General features: G+C 44.6%; 12 protein-coding genes, 1 tRNA gene and 1 pseudogene. 8 read left to right on the top strand and 6 right to left on the bottom strand.

Annotation, left to right across the window (positions count from 1 at the left end; all coding sequences use genetic code 11):
- Nucleotides 1-90 precede the first annotated feature (90 nt).
- The 3 genes from BF9343_RS01640 to BF9343_RS01630 are packed head-to-tail and all read left to right on the top strand — an operon-like array spanning nt 91 to nt 4677.
- Complete coding sequence (locus BF9343_RS01640) at nt 91-2739, top strand: DNA gyrase/topoisomerase IV subunit A (protein ID WP_005784201.1); 2649 nt, start codon at nt 91-93, stop codon at nt 2737-2739.
- Between the two features lie 57 nt (nt 2740-2796).
- A complete protein-coding gene (locus BF9343_RS01635) occupies nt 2797-3633 on the top strand; it encodes a DUF3316 domain-containing protein (protein WP_045899468.1) in 837 nt (278 codons plus the stop codon).
- Nucleotides 3634-3645: 12 nt separating this feature from the next.
- On the top strand, nt 3646-4677 hold the full coding sequence (locus BF9343_RS01630; protein WP_005784197.1) for a S41 family peptidase: 1032 nt from the start codon (nt 3646-3648) through the stop codon (nt 4675-4677).
- 155 nt (nt 4678-4832) lie between these two features.
- Here BF9343_RS01630 and BF9343_RS01625 read toward each other — a convergent pair whose 3' ends face one another.
- A complete protein-coding gene (locus BF9343_RS01625) occupies nt 4833-6320 on the bottom strand; it encodes a RagB/SusD family nutrient uptake outer membrane protein (protein ID WP_005784195.1) in 1488 nt (495 codons plus the stop codon).
- Nucleotides 6321-6348: 28 nt separating this feature from the next.
- Complete coding sequence (locus BF9343_RS01620) at nt 6349-9408, bottom strand: SusC/RagA family TonB-linked outer membrane protein (protein WP_010992007.1); 3060 nt, start codon at nt 9406-9408, stop codon at nt 6349-6351.
- Between the two features lie 396 nt (nt 9409-9804).
- On the opposite strand from BF9343_RS01620, the gene BF9343_RS01615 reads away from it, so the two are divergent.
- Nucleotides 9805-9886: transfer RNA gene (locus tag BF9343_RS01615), tRNA-Leu, on the top strand.
- 32 nt (nt 9887-9918) lie between these two features.
- On the opposite strand, the gene BF9343_RS24140 is transcribed toward BF9343_RS01615, so the two are convergent.
- Complete coding sequence (locus tag BF9343_RS24140; protein ID WP_316929398.1) at nt 9919-10170, bottom strand: hypothetical protein; 252 nt, start codon at nt 10168-10170, stop codon at nt 9919-9921.
- A gap of 113 nt (nt 10171-10283) precedes the next feature.
- Between BF9343_RS24140 and BF9343_RS24240 the strand changes: the two genes are divergently transcribed.
- Complete coding sequence (locus BF9343_RS24240; RefSeq protein WP_077687786.1) at nt 10284-10472, top strand: hypothetical protein; 189 nt, start codon at nt 10284-10286, stop codon at nt 10470-10472.
- Between the two features lie 422 nt (nt 10473-10894).
- Here the strand turns inward: BF9343_RS24240 and BF9343_RS21820 are convergent, their stop codons facing one another.
- Together BF9343_RS21820 and BF9343_RS01605 are read right to left on the bottom strand one after the other, a co-directional pair.
- On the bottom strand, nt 10895-11245 hold the full coding sequence (locus BF9343_RS21820) for a hypothetical protein (RefSeq protein ID WP_010992006.1): 351 nt from the start codon (nt 11243-11245) through the stop codon (nt 10895-10897).
- A 652-nt stretch (nt 11246-11897) separates the two neighbouring features.
- Nucleotides 11898-12754 (bottom strand): annotated as a pseudogene (locus BF9343_RS01605) (virulence RhuM family protein).
- A gap of 481 nt (nt 12755-13235) precedes the next feature.
- On the opposite strand from BF9343_RS01605, the gene BF9343_RS01600 reads away from it, so the two are divergent.
- Together BF9343_RS01600 and BF9343_RS01595 are read left to right on the top strand one after the other, a co-directional pair.
- On the top strand, nt 13236-13520 hold the full coding sequence (locus tag BF9343_RS01600) for a type II toxin-antitoxin system RelE/ParE family toxin (RefSeq protein ID WP_010992003.1): 285 nt from the start codon (nt 13236-13238) through the stop codon (nt 13518-13520).
- A gap of 2 nt (nt 13521-13522) precedes the next feature.
- On the top strand, nt 13523-13813 hold the full coding sequence (locus tag BF9343_RS01595) for a helix-turn-helix domain-containing protein (protein WP_005784184.1): 291 nt from the start codon (nt 13523-13525) through the stop codon (nt 13811-13813).
- 130 nt (nt 13814-13943) lie between these two features.
- Here BF9343_RS01595 and BF9343_RS01590 read toward each other — a convergent pair whose 3' ends face one another.
- Complete coding sequence (locus BF9343_RS01590) at nt 13944-14270, bottom strand: hypothetical protein (RefSeq protein WP_008769259.1); 327 nt, start codon at nt 14268-14270, stop codon at nt 13944-13946.
- Nucleotides 14271-14767: 497 nt separating this feature from the next.
- Between BF9343_RS01590 and BF9343_RS01585 the strand changes: the two genes are divergently transcribed.
- The gene (locus BF9343_RS01585; protein ID WP_008769257.1) at nt 14768-17836 is read left to right on the top strand and encodes a SusC/RagA family TonB-linked outer membrane protein; all 3069 of its coding nucleotides are present in this window, start codon (nt 14768-14770) and stop codon (nt 17834-17836) included.
- Nucleotides 17837-17847 lie beyond the last annotated feature (11 nt).

The raw sequence follows: 17847 nt of genomic DNA, 5'->3' as shown, positions 1-17847 counted from the left end.
TCAATTAAATTCGTATTTTTGCCTGCACATCACCCAATAATGGTGTAAAAAAGATAATTTGTTGTTAAAACCAGAGGGAAATTTGATTTTATGAGCGAAGAGAACAACGAGATTACGGAAGGACATTCTGACTATAAGCCGGCGGACTCACATAACGAAAGCATTAAACATCAACTTACAGGAATGTACCAGAATTGGTTTCTGGACTATGCTTCATACGTTATCCTCGAGCGAGCCGTGCCCCACATCAATGACGGACTGAAACCGGTGCAACGCCGCATCCTGCACTCCATGAAACGCATGGACGACGGGCGGTACAATAAGGTGGCCAACATCGTAGGACATACCATGCAGTTTCACCCTCATGGCGATGCATCCATCGGTGACGCATTGGTACAGCTGGGGCAGAAAGACCTGTTGGTTGACTGCCAGGGAAACTGGGGTAATATCCTTACCGGTGACGGTGCTGCTGCTCCTCGTTATATTGAAGCACGCTTGTCGAAGTTTGCACTCGATGTAGTATTCAACCCCAAAACCACCGAATGGAAGTTGTCGTACGACGGACGCAACAAGGAGCCTATTACCTTACCGGTAAAGTTCCCGCTTTTGCTGGCGCAAGGTGTAGAGGGTATCGCCGTAGGACTTTCATCCAAGATACTGCCACACAACTTCAACGAACTGTGCGACGCATCCATCAGCTATCTGCGTAACGAGGAATTCAAACTATATCCCGACTTCCAGACCGGAGGTTCTATTGACGTATCGAAATACAACGACGGCGAACGCGGTGGAGCAGTCAAGATACGGTCTAAGATCAATAAAGTAGACAACAAGACGCTGGCTATCACCGAAATCCCTTATGGCAGAACCACGACTTCGGTCATCGACTCCATCCTGAAAGCTGTTGATAAAGGAAAGATAAAAATACGCAAGGTAGACGACAATACGGCGGCCAACGTCGAGATTCTGGTCCACCTGGCACCGGGCACCTCGTCCGATAAGACAATCGATGCCCTTTATGCATTTACGGACTGCGAAGTGAGCATCTCGCCCAACTGCTGCGTCATTGACGACCAGAAACCGCACTTCCTCACCATCAGCCATGTGTTGAGAAAGTCGGCCGACAATACATTGTCCCTGCTCCGCCAGGAACTGGAAATCAAGAAAGACGAACTACAGGAAAACCTGCATTTCGCCTCACTTGAAAAGATATTCATCGAAGAACGTATTTATAAAGATAAAGAGTTCGAACAATCCAAAGACATGGATGCCGCCTGCGAACATATCGACCGACGGTTGACTCCTTTCTATTCACAATTCATACGCGAAGTGACAAAGGACGATATCCTCCGCCTGATGGAAATCAAGATGGGGCGTATCCTGAAGTTCAACTCCGACAAGGCTGAAGAGGCGATCGCCCGCATGAACGAAGATATTGCCGAGATCAACAACCACTTGGCCAATATCGTGGAATATACCATCCAATGGTACCGAATGCTGAAAGAGAAATATGGCAAAAACTTCCCCCGTCGCACAGAGTTGCGCAACTTCGACACCATCGAAGCCGCTAAGGTAGTGGAAGCCAACGAAAAACTCTATATCAACCGTGAAGAAGGCTTCATCGGAACGTCCTTAAAGAAGGACGAATTCGTGGCATGCTGTTCGGATATCGACGATGTGATTATATTCTATCGCGACGGACGTTACATGGTGACTCCGGTAGCCGACAAGAAGTTTGTGGGCAAAAACGTGATTTACGTCAATGTCTTTAAGAAGAATGACAAACGTACCATCTACAACGTAGCCTACCGTGACGGCGCAGAGGGAACACATTACATCAAACGGTTTGCAGTCACTTCCATCGTGCGTGACCGTGAATACGACGTGACTCAAGGCAAGCCCGATTCACGCATTTCCTACTTCAGCGCCAACCCCAATGGGGAAGCGGAAATTATCAAAGTCACCTTGAAACCGAATCCGCGTGTACGACGCATCATCTTCGAACGTGACTTTAGTGAAGTGACCATTCGCAGCCGGCAAAGCCAAGGCGTCATCCTGACACGCCTGCCGGTACACAAAATTGTTTTGAAACAACGGGGTGGTTCCACACTGGGCGGACGTAAAGTATGGTTTGACCGTGACGTGCTCCGTCTCAACTACGACGGACGAGGCGAATATCTGGGTGAATTCCAGAGCGACGACAACATTCTGGTTGTACTGAATACCGGAGAATTTTATACTTCGAACTTCGACCTGAGCAATCACTACGAAGACAATGTAAGCATCGTCGAGAAGTTCGATCCCAATAAGATATGGACAGTTGCCCTTTACGATGCCGACCAGCAGAATTATCCGTACCTGAAACGTTTCTGCTTTGAAGCCACTACACGCAAACAGAATTACCTGGGCGAGAACAAACACAATCGCTTGATCCTGATGACAGACGAGTATTATCCAAGATTGGAAATCATCTTCGGAGGCCATGACAGTTTCCGTGACCCTGTTGTCGTCGACGCCGAAGAGTTCATTGCCGTCAAAGGTTTTAAAGCGAAAGGGAAACGCCTCACGACTTATACGGTAGAAACCATCAATGAACTGGAGCCAACCCGCTTCCCCGATCCGCCACAAAACAACGAAGAAGATGACACCGGGGAAGAGCCGGAAAATCTGGACCCGGACAGTGATAAAACAGAAAACGACATACTCGACGAAATGACCGGACAGATGAAACTGTTTTAGCACAAGTCCAAGATAAAACTGCGTATGAAAGTAAAAACAAGCATACTGCTATTACTGATGATAGCAACCGCTCTCCCCTCTTTCGGGGGGAACGGAAATGGCAACGGCACAGACTCACTTCAGGCTACCCGCTATGTGACACGCGCCACCATGTACGGTGTGGGATATACCAATGTATTCGACACCTACCTTTCTCCGCAGGAATACAAGGGAATCGAGTTCCGCATCAGCCGTGAGACCATGCGTATGACAACTCTGGGTGACGGCAATGTCTCGGTTCAGAACTTTTTTCAGGCAAACCTGGCATACACTCACAACCGGGTAGATAACAACAACACCTTTGCCGGACTGGTGAACTGGAACTACGGATTGCATTATCAGTTCCGCATTACAGACAACTTTAAGTTGCTTGCCGGAGGAATGGGAGACTTCAACGGCGGTTTTGTCTACAACTTACGTAATACGAACAATCCGGCCTCGGCACGCGCCTACATCAACCTCGACGCTTCGGGAATGGCCATCTGGCATACCAAGATAAAAAATTATCCGCTGGCTTTGCGCTATCAGGTCAATCTGCCGGTAATAGGGGTCATGTTCTCCCCCCACTACGGGCAGTCCTATTATGAGATATTCACACTCGGACATGCCAGCGGAGTGATCCGCTTCACCTCCCTGCACAATCAGCCCGCATTGCGGCAGATGCTATCGGTCGACTTCCCGATCAGATATACCAAAATGCGCCTCAGCTATTTGTGCGATCTTCAGCAATCCAAACTGAACGGAATTAAGACACACACGTATTCGCAAGTATTCATGGTGGGATTTGTACACGACCTGTTCCGCATCCGCAACAAGAACGGCACTCCCCTGCCACCGGCTGTCAGAGCCTATTAACAGAAAAGCGCCATGAAGAATCCGATCATTTATAGAATACTGCAACAGGGTTTCTGCCTGATTTTCTGTCTGGGGCTTCTCTCTTCCTGCATTCGGGAAGAGGAGTTTGTCAATAATCCACAGGGAAATTTCGAGCAGTTGTGGAAAATCATCGACGAGCAATACTGTTTTCTCGACTACAAACAGATAGACTGGGACGAGATTCACACCCGGTATCAAAAGCTTATCACCCCGAATATGGGCAGCGAAGGACTATTTGAAGTATTGAGCGAAATGCTCTACGAACTACAGGACGGACATGTCAATCTGGCCTCGGCTCACAACGTGTCTTATTACGACGCCTGGTATCAGGACTATCCCCGCAACTTCCGTGCAGACCTGCTGGAAGATTCCTATCTGGGACGCGCCAGTACGGATTATCGCACGGCAGCAGGCCTTAAATACAAGATACTGAAAGATAATATCGGCTACATACGGTACGAAAGTTTCGCCGACCCGGTCGGTAACGGTAATCTGGACGAAGTGCTCTCCTATCTGTCGGTATGTAACGGACTGATTATCGACGTGCGCGACAATGGCGGCGGAAATGCAACCAACTCCGCCCGTATCGCTTCCCGTTTCACCAATGAAAAGATATTGACGGGATACATCTCCCATAAGACAGGCACCGGACACAACGACTTCTCCAAGCCTTATGCCATCTATCTGGAGCCTGCCAACGGAGTACGCTGGCAAAAGAAGGTAGTAGTGTTAACCAATCGCCGCTCTTTCAGTGCGACCAATGACTTTGTCAACCACATGCGTTGTCTGCCCAATGTCACCACCATCGGAGACAAAACCGGAGGAGGTTCGGGTATGCCTTTTACTTCCGAACTGCCCAACGGATGGAGCGTACGTTTCTCTGCCAGCCCCCATTTTGATGCGGAGATGAATCACATCGAGTTTGGCATTGAACCGGACATCAAGGCAGATATGCTGCAAGAAGATGAATTAAGAGGAAAAGATACGCTGATAGAAATGGCCCGTAAACTCCTCAGTGAATAACTTTATTACTCATAAGTTTGCAAAATCAGAGAGTAAATATTTATTAAGCGAATGTGGTATGTATAACCGGTAGTCGCACCAGACTTAGGATCTGGTTATACGACTACATAAGTATTTCTACTCATTATCCGATATATCTGACGGCTCAGAAAGCATTAATGCGGATTTTGCACCATATTCGGGTTAGCATCTATCTCTGCCTGCGGAATAGGTAATGCTACCCGCGGATCAGACGGACTAATAACTGCAGCAGCTGCTACAGAAGGCAAATGCCAGCCACCGGTGCGGCTTACAGACAAACCATTACGCATAGCATCGAAGAAAGCATGTCCCTCTCCTACCAATTCCTTACGACGTTCTTTCAGTATACGCTCCAGGCTCAACTCCGTTTCTTTCACGGACTTCACAGGATTGGCACGACTCACTATGGCATTAAGGCAATCCAAAGAAAACTTTAGGTTCTCTGCTCCCCCCAACTTAAAGGCAGCCTCGGCAGCATTCAGGTAAACTTCGGAGAGACGGATAATACAGATGTCGTTATCCTGCGGATTATCTCCGGTCTTGCCCGGATACTTATTTAGATATTTAGGATAACCCTTGGAACCTTCGGGCAATATGTCCTCTTCCGGTTTCTCCGGCAAACGATTCAATGAATGACGCACGTCATCCGGATCTTCTCCCAACAGATCGAGGAATGCTTTGGTCAGTACAAGGTTGTTCCAGTCCTTTACATTATCGGCATAAACCATTGGAGCACCTTCTCCCCCCGTCCCACCATCAGGCTCAGAAAGAGTGTAGTAAAATTCAAACAGTGACTCAGAACTGAAATCTTTTCCCCATACAGTAGGGTATTCATCATGTGTGAACAACTGATACAATCCACCGTTATTCATCACTTCCTTGGCCAATGCAAGAGCCTTTTCATTATCATTCATATAAAGATATACCCGTGAAAGTAATGCTTTGACACTCCATACATTAAGATAACCGTTTTTCTTATCAGCAGAGAGTGCCGAGAGTTTCAATGCACCTGTCATATCGTCTATCACCTGCTGATAACATTCGGCTACCGTATTGCGGGCAGGCTGGTGAGTAGGCAAAGTCGTTTTAATCTCGATGGGTACTCCCAAAGAAGTTCCGTTATTCAAGGTATAGGGCATAGCAAACAGACGGGTGAGATCGAACAAAGCCAATCCACGTAAAGCAAGCGCTTCAGCTTTGATGCAGTTGAGAGCAACAGCATCATCAGTAACCACCGCACCGGACTCTATTCTTTCCAGCAGGCTATTTGCCTGATGAATGACACTATAAGGCTGATTCCATACACGGGTAATATTCAAGGCATCATCTGCCGTAACATTAAACTCATAATAAGGTGATACACGTTTTCCGGCTCCCTTGCTGACACGCGCTTGAACATCTTCACCACGGCAATCGGCATAATAGAGATAATTGTCGCCATAATAACTATGTGAAGCAGCAATGCGATAAATGCCGTTCAAAGCTATTTGCGCCTCCTCAAGCGTACGGATGGCTTGTGGAGTAGTCACAGAAGTAGATGGATTCAAATTCAGCCAGTCGCCGGAACAAGAAGAACCCACAAGCGACATAGCGGCAAACATGTATATAAGTGTACGTTTCATATATCTGAATATTAATAATGATGAATGATTAGAAAGTTATCTCAACCCCAAAATTGAAGGTACGCATGGGAGGAGCCTCGCAGAACACCTCACCATTAACCGGTACTTCAGGATCATATTGTTTCCATTTGGCCCATGTCAGCAGATTACTTCCAGAGAAGTAGACACGTGCATTCTCTATCAATGCCTTTTGTACCCATCTGCCAGGAAGTGTGAAACCAAGTGTCAGGTTCTTGAGGCGGATGTGGTCGGTACTGTGAATATAGCGGGATGAATTTTGTGGTCCGGCTCCCTGTTCCAATACAAAACGGGGAACATCAGTTCTATCTCCCGGCTTCTGCCAACGGTCCAAAGCATATACAGGCAGGTTGTATGATTTTTCTTTACTACCGTCAGTTTCTATCAGAGTACCTGTCTTGTCAAAAGAATATCCTCCCAGCGAATAGGTAAAGGTAAGTCCCAGATCAAACCACTTATAAGAAAGGATGTTAGTAAACCCTCCCGATATCTTAGGATCAGCAGATTTATACGGAATAGCTTGTGCTTTAGAAGCATCATCAGTCATCTCCCTATTATAATTCCCCTTTTCATCTTGCGTATTGAGATAATAAAGCCCTTTCCCGGTCGACGGGTCTACTCCGGCAAACTCTTTCACATAAAAACTATTGTAAGGAAGTCCTATTTTATGAATAAACCAAGAGCCCTCGACAGATTGCTTTATATCTCCGTCCAGTGCCACGATTTTATTACGGTTATGTGTCAAGTTCAACACCGATGTCCAGTTGAAGTCAGGACCGGCAAAATTAATTGTACGCAGTTCGAACTCCACCCCTTTGTTGTTAAGCTGACCGATATTTGCAAGATAATTCAGAAAACCGGTAGTGGAACTGATAGGGCGATTATAAAGCAAGTCCTTTGTATCGCGGTTGTAGTATTCGAGATTCACAAAGATACGGTCAATAAAAGTCAGGCTAAGCCCAATATTCAGATTATAGTTCTTTTCCCATTTCAGTTTGGGATTGGCTTGAGCAGACTCGTATGAACCTGCTGCCCCCATATAGTTCTGCCCATAACTGTATAACCCCATATATCCGTAAAAAGCTCCCGGCTGATTACCATTGACACCATAAGAAGCACGGATTTTCACATCGTTCAATACCGGCTTCACAGCCTCCATAAAAGGTTCACTACTCAGATGCCACATACCGGAAACAGACCAGAAGTCTCCCCACCGGCTTTCCGGAGCAAGGCGTGAACTGCCATCGCGGCGATAACTACCTGCAATGTAATAACGATTATCGTAATCATAGTTCAAACGGGACAGATAAGAAATCATTCTGTATGCCTGTGTAGAAGAAACAAAGCTTTTCAGCACAGCGGCATTATCCGGCTCAAGCAACACATCCGAAGGAAGCTTAGCCTTCTCTCCCATAGCTTTATCACTCTGATAGCTTTCCAATTCATAGGCAGCCAAAATGTCAAGGTGATGTTTAGCGGCAAATGTATGGGTATAGTTGAGTGAAGTAGATGACAATAACTTACCATATTCGGTAAATCCCTTTGAGGTCTGAGCATCACTTCCGCTCTTGGGGCCTGCCCCGCTAAGCGGATTCAAATAGCGGGAATCTTTCTGTACAGTATAGTCATAGCTCAGAGTCTCTTTCAGTTTCAATCCTTTGATGATATCTACCGAAGCATAACCGGTGGAAAACATACGGGTCATACGACTGCGGTTATAGTCAGTACGGATGTCACGAAGCGGATTCACATTGGTGCCTGCATAGGACCCCACATAGTTGCCCGAAGCGTCGCGCACAGGCATAGAAGGTGTAGCAGATACAGCAACACAAAGAAAGGGATTGATATTGGAACCGCGCTCCTCGTTCATCTCCTGGCTTATCTGGGTGAACATCATGTTACCTCCTACTTCGACACGGCTACCTATTTTATGTGTCATGTTCAGGCGGGCAGAGTAACGGTCCAGATTAGAATTCTCGACCAAACCTTCCTGACGGTTAAAGCCGAGAGAAGCATAAAAAGTAGTTCGCTCGTTGCCTCCGGAAGCAGTCACCTCGTAGTTTTGATTATGAGCGGTTCGGATCAGTTCTTTCCTCCAGTCAGTATATCCCAGTTCCGGTATTCCTGCATATGTATCAATATTGGCATTTGCATATGCTTCGGGAGATTGGAGCCCCTTGTCTACTGCAGAGTTATAAAGACCTTCATAAATCATTTCACGGCGTTGTTCACCGTTCAATGTGGGACGGAAGTTGACAGCTGCATTAGAAAAACCTCCGCTGGCACTCAAAGTGACTTTAGTCCGTCCTACCGCTCCTTTCTTGGTAGTGATCAGAATCACTCCATTCGCGGCACGCGAGCCGTAAAGAGAAGCGGCGGCGGCATCCTTTATCACCGTAATATTCTCGATATCGGCAGGATTAAGGGTACTCATTACATTTGTTTTGGCATTATTCATATAGGCGGCATCAGCTCCCGTACCGGCTCCCATACTGCCGGAAGTGACCGGTATACCATCAATAACAAAAAGCGGTTCATTGGATGCATTGAATGACCCCATACCACGGATACGGATGCTCTGGTTAGCTCCCGGCTGACCGGAACCGGAAGTTATGTTTACCCCCGTTGTCATACCTTGCAACTTCTGTTCTACAGAAAGTACCGGTACGTTTTTCAGCATGTCGGCCCGTAAGGTGTTAGCTGATCCGGTAAAGGATGACTTTGAAAAATTTCCGTATCCGGTCACCACTACTTCATCCAGATTAAGTGATTCGGGTTGCAACACCACATTCAAGACTCCATTCTTCGGCACTTTGACCTCAGACGATTTCATTCCTATATAGGATATGACAAGGATTTTATCTGATGGTTCTATTTTCAGAGTGTAACGGCCATCCATATCCGTTACCACTCCCCTTCCCGGTACCCCTTTTACGGCAACCGTAGCTCCGATAAGCGGCTGTTTATCCTCCGATGACGTCACTAAACCTTTTATTTCCAACTGTTGTGCTTGCACATGTATACCACACAGACACAACAATACAATCAATATCGCTTTCAAATTTCTCATTGGCTAATCCTTTTAAATCTACAAATACCTATTTGCATTTATACTCCAATAATTATACCTCAAAAAATATTGGTGAAGTAAGCAAATCATAAACATCAGTATATAAAAGAATTAAGTCTTCAAGAAAGAGCCGGAATAAAAAGACGGATTGTAGAATTGTTCCACATTTATGAGGAGCAGTTCTACAACCCGCTTTACAAAACATCGATATCACAAAACAGGAACCAAGTATTAAAGCAGATATGATGCAAGAAGACGAAATAAGAGGAAAAGATACATTGATAGAGATCGCCCGCAGATTCCTCAGTGAATAACTTTATTGCCTATAAATTTGTAAAATCGGAAAAAGTATCTATCTTTGCAGCGCAAAACTCCAAACGAGTGAGCATTTAGTGAGCGGATGTGGCGTAATTGGTAGCCGCGCCAGACTTAGGATCTGGTGTCTCGCGACGTGTAGGTTCGAGTCCTATCATCCGCACAAACTTTCAATGTTTTACAGACAGAAACCCGCTAAAACTGTAGTTTTAGCGGGTTTTTTTTATCTGTAACAGATAAGCTATCCGAAAAATGCAAACAAAAAAAACAGACACCGGCTGAATAAGATAGCTCAGGTTTCGGAAGTGAGTTTACGCCGTCTGAACCGGTATCTTCCTCCTTATACCTTTCTTCAATTAACATTGTTAACGTCTTTTGCAGGTTGTCAGGTTCTTGTGCGCAGATAACAAGTTTTTTGCATTTAAAGAACTTCTTATTCACATCCAAAGAACAAGCTTTAACTCTGTGTTAAAACAAAGCTTTTGAGGACAAAAATCTTACTTTTTAAAGATATTGATTTTCAGATGGTTTAGTCTAAGATTCGCTTCCTCACCTCACGGATGGACTCTGCGGGCGAAAGCCGGGATACTTCCTTTTTTGTCAACTATAAAAGAGGGCTTACACGTCCGAAAACTGAATTAGATTCCATGAGTAAAAGAAAACTTACCACCAAATTTGAAGAAGAACCATTTTTCGCCTTTCGATCTTCCATCTTACACCCGCCGTTTTGGGAGCACATCAGGAACTAATTCACTGACTTACAACAGAAAGAAGTTCACTTTTCAAGTAAAAATATCGTTTAGAGCATTTTGTTTTCCTTTAATGTTTAACCGAAAATGGTATACTATGTTATATCAGCCCGGGTAGCAGGACTCATCATAAAACACTTAGATACAATCCATTAAAGAGTTTATGTTTTAAGATACCAACCGCCTTGTTTCTTCCAGATTCTTATTTGATATTGATTTGAAAACTCACTAACCTGACCGATAATCTATCTTAAGGTTAAACCCAATAGCATCACTTAGTCTGATAATTGCAAAGCAAAAAGAGAACCGCTGTCCTCCGGGGGGATAGAGTGACAGCGGTTCGGCGAGCTAACTGGTTAGGTGAGCGGGATTTAGATCCAAGGCCAATTATAAAAGAAAATTGATCATGAAAGATTAAAGTGCTATAGTCCGTCTATAATGACAGGCGTTTTGTGATAACGGCTCTTTTTGCACATTTGGTTGATTCGGGATTTATATTTAGGAGTAGCATAGGCATAACTTGGCGTAACTTTTAAATGTGAATATTTCACCTTGTGAATTTCTAAAAGAAGTTCAGCCACAAAAACAATCATTTCCGAACGTTCGACCATGCAGGGGGAGCAGAAACAAACTAAATATTCAGGGTCACGAGTGGAAAGCACATAACGTAGAGTCTTCTTACCTCGCTGGAAAATATATTCCAACCGATACCATCCGCTTGCGTTGGTTCTCCGCCGATGGAAATACAGGATTTTAATAATAGGTTTGCCCATAGCACAAACGTATAATCGGGCAGGGAAAAATGAACGGCCCTGCTGACCCGCTTGCGTTATGTAATTTCGATGCAGAGCAAGGAAAAGCATATGCTAACCCATTACGGTATTAGTCCCGGGAGCAGAGCCGTTTTTATCCAGAAACTGTAGGCATATAAAATTATACACCTACAGTTAGTGTAAAACAAAGAAATGCAGTCCCTTTATTCTACATCAAAAAAATCACATAACGCATTACAAAGATGGTGATTATTTCTGAAATACCATAGCAAACGGACGAAAAAATACAATGAAACACTTTTATTGATAGGATTGTTTACTGAACACCATTAGTATAGGGTGATTTAACGAAAATAGAACGGTTCTGCTGACCCGTTTGAACTATCAAACTTTCAATGCCAAGGCAAGAAAGAAAAATATGCCGACCCATTACAGTATCAGGCACGGGAGCAGAACCGTTTATCTAAAGCTATCAAATAGCCGTCTTTCATCAGCCCCCAAGTAACCAGCAATGCTGACGTTTGGGGGAACACACAAAGGTGCACATAATTTCCGGTATCACCAGCGCAGCCCCTACACATTCTTTTCCCTTTTTCTTAAACATCCATCAGGACACGGACGGACAGCCGACCTGTCCTTGTGTGAATAAGGATTATAATAAATCAGTGATTATCTTGGCTGGCATTTCCATTTTAGAAAAAGCAAAAAGTTTTTTGCCAAGATCCTTAAGTGAAGCTCCTATATGATAGACCTCTAAATTATCTATAATTAAAAATCGATCATGTGCGTGCTGGTAGGTACGTATATCTATTGGGGGTATTGACTGTTGTGCTTTGTCAAATCTAATTCTAACTGTGGAGTTACTTGCTTGGTATATATGATAGAAGTCACTCCGGGCAAACGTTTACTCAATAGTAAGAGCACGCTTTCATCGACAAAGTTGTCAATCAATACTAAAGATGACTTTGCAGACTTTATCAACTGAGCGGAAAAGACATAGGCATCGAAAATCTGTCCGTTGAAAAAGACACCTTCAATAGGAGGTAATGAAGTCCGGACGAAAAAGTCGACTTTGTTTGTTAACTCTTCCAGTTGCCGGTCATGGGTGTTTGCTTTGTTTTCCAACTGCTCCACGCGCTGATTGATTGCGTAGCCTTTTAATAGATATTCTTTAAGTACTCCTGTTGACCATTGGCGGAACTGGACTCCTCGCTTGGAATTCACACGATAACCTACGGAAATAATCATATCCAGATTATAATATTCAAGAATGCGGGTAACCTTTCTATTACCTTCCATTCGAACTGTTCGGAATTTCCGAACAGTTGATTCAGCAGATAATTCATCTGAGTCATATATATTTCTTATATGCTCACTGATATTGGCTTTACTTGACTGGAATAAGTTAACAATTTGTGCTTGTGTCAACCAAACGGTTTCATTCTCTATTCGCACTTCCAGTTTTATAGTATTGTCTGGTTGGTATAGTATTATTTCTCCGTGTTCCATATTAGTATTTGCCATATTTTTCAAAATTATTTTTTCGTAATCAAGTGATTCACGGCTCTGTTGCCCCATTACGAAATTAATATGGGTGTGGAATCACACACAAAGGTGCACATAATTTCCGGTATCACCAGCGCAGCCCCTACACATTTTTTCCTTTTTTCTTAAACATCCATCAAGACACGGACGGGCAGCCGGCAATGAATTTCGGCAGAAAATACCGCACGACGTAGGAGCGCAGGATATTTTGTGCTGAAATAGCGTAGCGGTCATTGATGGATGAACGTCTGCGGCCTATCTTTGTGCGAGAAAAGAGGAAAAAGTACGTCTATCGCTTGCCTTCGTCTTCCGGGTTGAAAGGGTAGTTGAATCATAAATCTTTGTAATTGCTGAACTTTTCGTTTGTTTATATGTAATATATACGTTACCATTGTCGAATGGTAAAGAAGGTTAGGGAACTCCTTTTGCATAAGTCGTACTTTATATGGAGCAATCTCCAAAAGTACAAAACAAGATTACTAAAATCTTAGAATATATAGAATGTATCCCGACGAAGTATCTTAAACACATGGAGAGCACAGACGGTCTGTATGAAATGCGTATCACCTTAGGGAGCGATATATTTTGTGTCTTCTGTTTTTTCGATAAGGGACGATTAGTGGTTTTGCTTTCCGGTTTTCAGAAAAAGACGCAGAAAACCCCTAAAAAAGAGATAGACAAGGCTGTCCGATTGATGGCCCAATATTATGATGATAAAAAAAGGAGGTAATGATGGATATAACAACATTAGATCAATTTAAAGATGAAATTTACGGTGTAAAAGGTACACCCAGACGAGACAATTTGGAGCGTGAGCTGGAAACACTGCGCATTGGTGTTCAAATCCGCAATGCCCGTCAGAAGAAAGAAATGACGCAGGCACAACTGGCCGAGCGCATTAATAAAAAGCGTACGTTTATCTCTAAAGTAGAGAATGATGGAGGTAACTTGACCCTGAAAACCCTGATAGATATAGTTGAAAGGGGGCTTGGCGGTAAACTGAATATCGAAGTAAAAATTTAAACGGTTTCGCCCGGATGATAGAAATATCACCCGGGCGAATTATTTATGGCCGGTCCATTCAAAGAGCTATATATAAAACATACAACTCCTATCAAAAATCTATTAAGGTATTGATAGCCGCCACGGAATATTACTCACTCATACGGGGATATCTCGGTGTTGAGATCGTTACATCCGGATAGAAACTCAATGCGGAAGCCAAAGGCGTACAATAATCTACGAAAGCATTGGCAGTCCAGTCACTGGGCGCTGTACCTTGTAAACGATTCAGGCGTAGTCTGGCATCAGCACTTGTCGTTCCCTCGACAGCGGGAAATACCTGACCGACATCTGTTTTGATATTAGCCATAAAATAGAGATACTGTGCAGAGCTGGGCACACCGCTGATAGTACCCCCTTTTCCACTTGTCGCCGCAAAGGAAGTGTTGGCTAGCGTAGTCACTTCTTCCGGTATCAACTGGCGTTGGAAAATACTGGTATAAGCATTATCGAGGACTTATCATCACAAGCAAACAGTGCCCCAACTAACATTGTCAGTAAAATCGTTTCTTTTAATCATAACTAGTTTTTTATGAGTTGATAATAGAGATTTCGCCATTTTGGACACCATCTATCATGAAAAAATTTTCTAGCATCATTGTTTATTTTATCCAGCCTAGACAATTAACAATTAGATAATAGATGCAATTCGAAAAGCTCTTTAATTAAAGCACATAATTCCATACAATTATATAGAATCCAACAACCATCATAAGGTAAATATATCATACTAGAAACTTCTTCTACATTTGTCGGATTCCAAGTCCGATATATGTTAAAAGTGCAGGGAGTTTCCATCTGTTCACATCTTTTTCGACTTTTATTTGTTTCATTGGATACTTTTGCCGTCGATATAACTATCGAGTATCTGAAAGAGAGCTGGCAGAAGATGTGTTAAATCAAAAGAGTTATACAATGGTAAAATTTAATGCAATGAAGACTAAACCTTTACGACTTCTTCGGCAGAAGAGAGCCTCCTGGCTGAAAAGTGTATTTGTCCTGACTTGCCTGCTACTGAGCACATCGGTGGCCATGGCTCAAACGAAGACAGTGACAGGTACTGTTACAGATTCATTTAACGAGCCCCTGATCGGTGCATCTATCCTGGTAAAAGGCACTTCTACCGGGGCCGTTACCGATATGGATGGCAAATACTCCATTTCGGTAACGCCCAACGATGTACTCGTATTCTCGTATGTAGGATATGAAAAGCAGGAAATCAAAGTGGGGCAGCAAACTGTGATAAATGTCACGCTTAAAGACGACTCACAAATGCTTGCCGAAACAGTAATTATCGGTTACGGTAGTGCCAAGAAGCGCGACCTGACCGGTTCTATCACCAACATCAAGGGTTCGGAAATAGCCAACAAACCGGCAACCAACCCGTTATCGTCCCTCCAAGGAAAGATAGCAGGTGTACAGATCGTCAACTCCGGACAAGCCGGTGCCGATCCGGAAATACGTATCCGCGGTACGAACTCCATCAATGGTTACAAACCACTGTATGTTGTAGACGGACTGTTCAACGACAACATCAACTTCCTGAATCCGGAAGACATTGAGTCGATGGAAGTATTAAAAGACCCTTCCTCACTGGCCATATTCGGTGTGCGTGGTGCCAACGGTGTAATTATCGTAACCACCAAACGTGCCAAAGAGGGACAGACGCTGGTCAACATCAACACCTCTTTCGGCTGGAAAAGCGTAGTAGACAAAATCAAAATGGTGAATGCACCCCAGTTTAAGGAACTCTATAACGAACAAATGGCAAACCAGGGAAATGCCCTGTTCGACTTCAGCAACTGGAATGCGAATACGGACTGGCAAGACGAGATCTTCCAGACGGGATTCATTACAAACAACAATGTCAGCATCACAGGTGCTTCTGAAAAACATAGCTTCTATCTCGGCGTGGGTTACTCTCACGAACAGGGAAACATCAAGCATGAAAAATACAGCAAAGTGACCATCAATGCAAGTAATGATTATAAGATTACCAAAGACATCAAAGTAGGCTTCCAATTCAACGGAGCACGCATGCTGCCGGCCGACAGCAAAACGGTTCTGAACGCTATCCGTACCACTCCGGTGGCTCCGGTATATAACGAAGAATACGGACTATATACTTCATTGCCGGAATTCCAGAAAGCACAGATGAACAATCCGATGGTAGACGTCAATCTGCGTGCCAACACCACCCGCGCGGTCAATTACCGGGCATCTGGAAGCATCTATGGTGAAGTAGATTTCCTGAAACACTTCACTTTTAAGGCAATGTTCTCTATGGACTATGCCACCAATGACAGCCGGACTTACAAACCGATTATCAAGGTATATGACGCAACCGTGGCCGGGAACGTTGCTACGCTCGGAAACGGAAAAACAGAAGTGAGCCAGAACAAGCAAAACGAAACCAAGGTTCAGAGTGACTATCTGTTGACTTACCAAAACAGTTTTGCCGACGGTACACATAACCTGACTGCCACCGCCGGCTTCACAACCTATTATAATTCGCTCAGCGGACTGGATGCTTCCCGCGGACAGGGCATCGGACTGGTGATTCCGAACAATCCCGATAAATGGTTCGTCAGCATCGGCGACCTGGCTACCGCCACCAACGGAAGTACACAATGGGAGCGCACCACCGTATCTATGCTGGCACGTATCATCTACAACTATAAAGGTAAATATCTGTTCAACGGTTCGTTCCGCCGCGACGGTTCTTCAGCTTTCGCATATACCGGCAACCAGTGGCAGAATTTCTACTCCATAGGTGCCGGATGGTTGATGACCGAAGAAGAATTTATGAAAGATATCACGTGGCTGGACATGTTGAAACTGAAAGGTTCGTGGGGTACACTGGGAAACCAGAATATGGATAAGGCTTATCCGGCAGAACCTCTGTTGGAAAATGCTTTTGCTGCCGTATTCGGCAAACCGGCTATCATCTATCCGGGCTACCAACTGGCTTATCTGCCCAACCCACGTCTCCGTTGGGAGAAAGTAGAAGCATGGGAAACCGGTTTTGAAACCAATATGTTCCGTAACCGTTTCCATTTCGAAGGAGTGTACTATAAGAAGAATACCAAGGACCTGCTCGCCACCGTACCGGGTCTGTCGGGAACCGTACCGGGCATCGGCAATCTTGGAGAGATTGAGAACAAAGGTGTCGAACTGATGGCTTCCTGGAGAGATCAGATCGGTGACTGGGGATACTCTGTCAGTGCAAACCTGACTACCATCAGCAACAAAGTGAAAAGTCTGGTACAGGATGGATACTCCATCATCGCAGGCGATAAGAGCCAAAGCTATACAATGGCAGGCTACCCGATCGGTTATTTCTACGGCTATAAAGTAGCCGGTGTTTACCAAAACCAAGCTGAAATCGATGCTTCTCCGGTGAACACACTGGCAACCGTCACTCCGGGTGACCTGAAGTTTGCCGATGTAAACGGAGACGGAAAAATCACACCGGACGACCGTACAAAAATCGGTGATCCGACTCCGGACGTAACCTATGGCATCAGCCTCGGACTCTCATACAAGAACTGGGAACTCAGCATGGAAATGATGGGACAAGGCGGCAACCAGATCTATCGTACGTGGGACAACTATAATTGGGCGCAGTTCAACTATATGGAACAACGTCTCGACCGCTGGCACGGAGAAGGCACTTCGAACACACAACCCCTGCTGAATACGAAGCACGCCATCAACAGCGAGAACTCCGAATACTTCATCGAAGACGGAAGCTTCTTCCGCATCCGTAACCTGCAACTGGCCTACAGTTTCGACAAAACTTTGCTGTCAAAGATACGTATGCAGGCCCTGAAGGTTTACGTCAACATACAGAACCTGAAGACATGGAAGCACAACACAGGTTACACACCGGAAATCGGTGGGTCAGCCATTGCTTTCGGAGTGGACAACGGGACATATCCGGTACCGGCAGTCTATACATTTGGTATTAACTTAACATTTTAACGAAGCAGAGT

The sequence above is a fragment of the Bacteroides fragilis NCTC 9343 genome (assembly GCF_000025985.1).
GTDB lineage: Bacteria > Bacteroidota > Bacteroidia > Bacteroidales > Bacteroidaceae > Bacteroides > Bacteroides fragilis.
The sequence above is the reverse complement of the archived record's forward strand: the minus strand, read 5'-3'. Positions and strand labels throughout refer to the sequence as shown.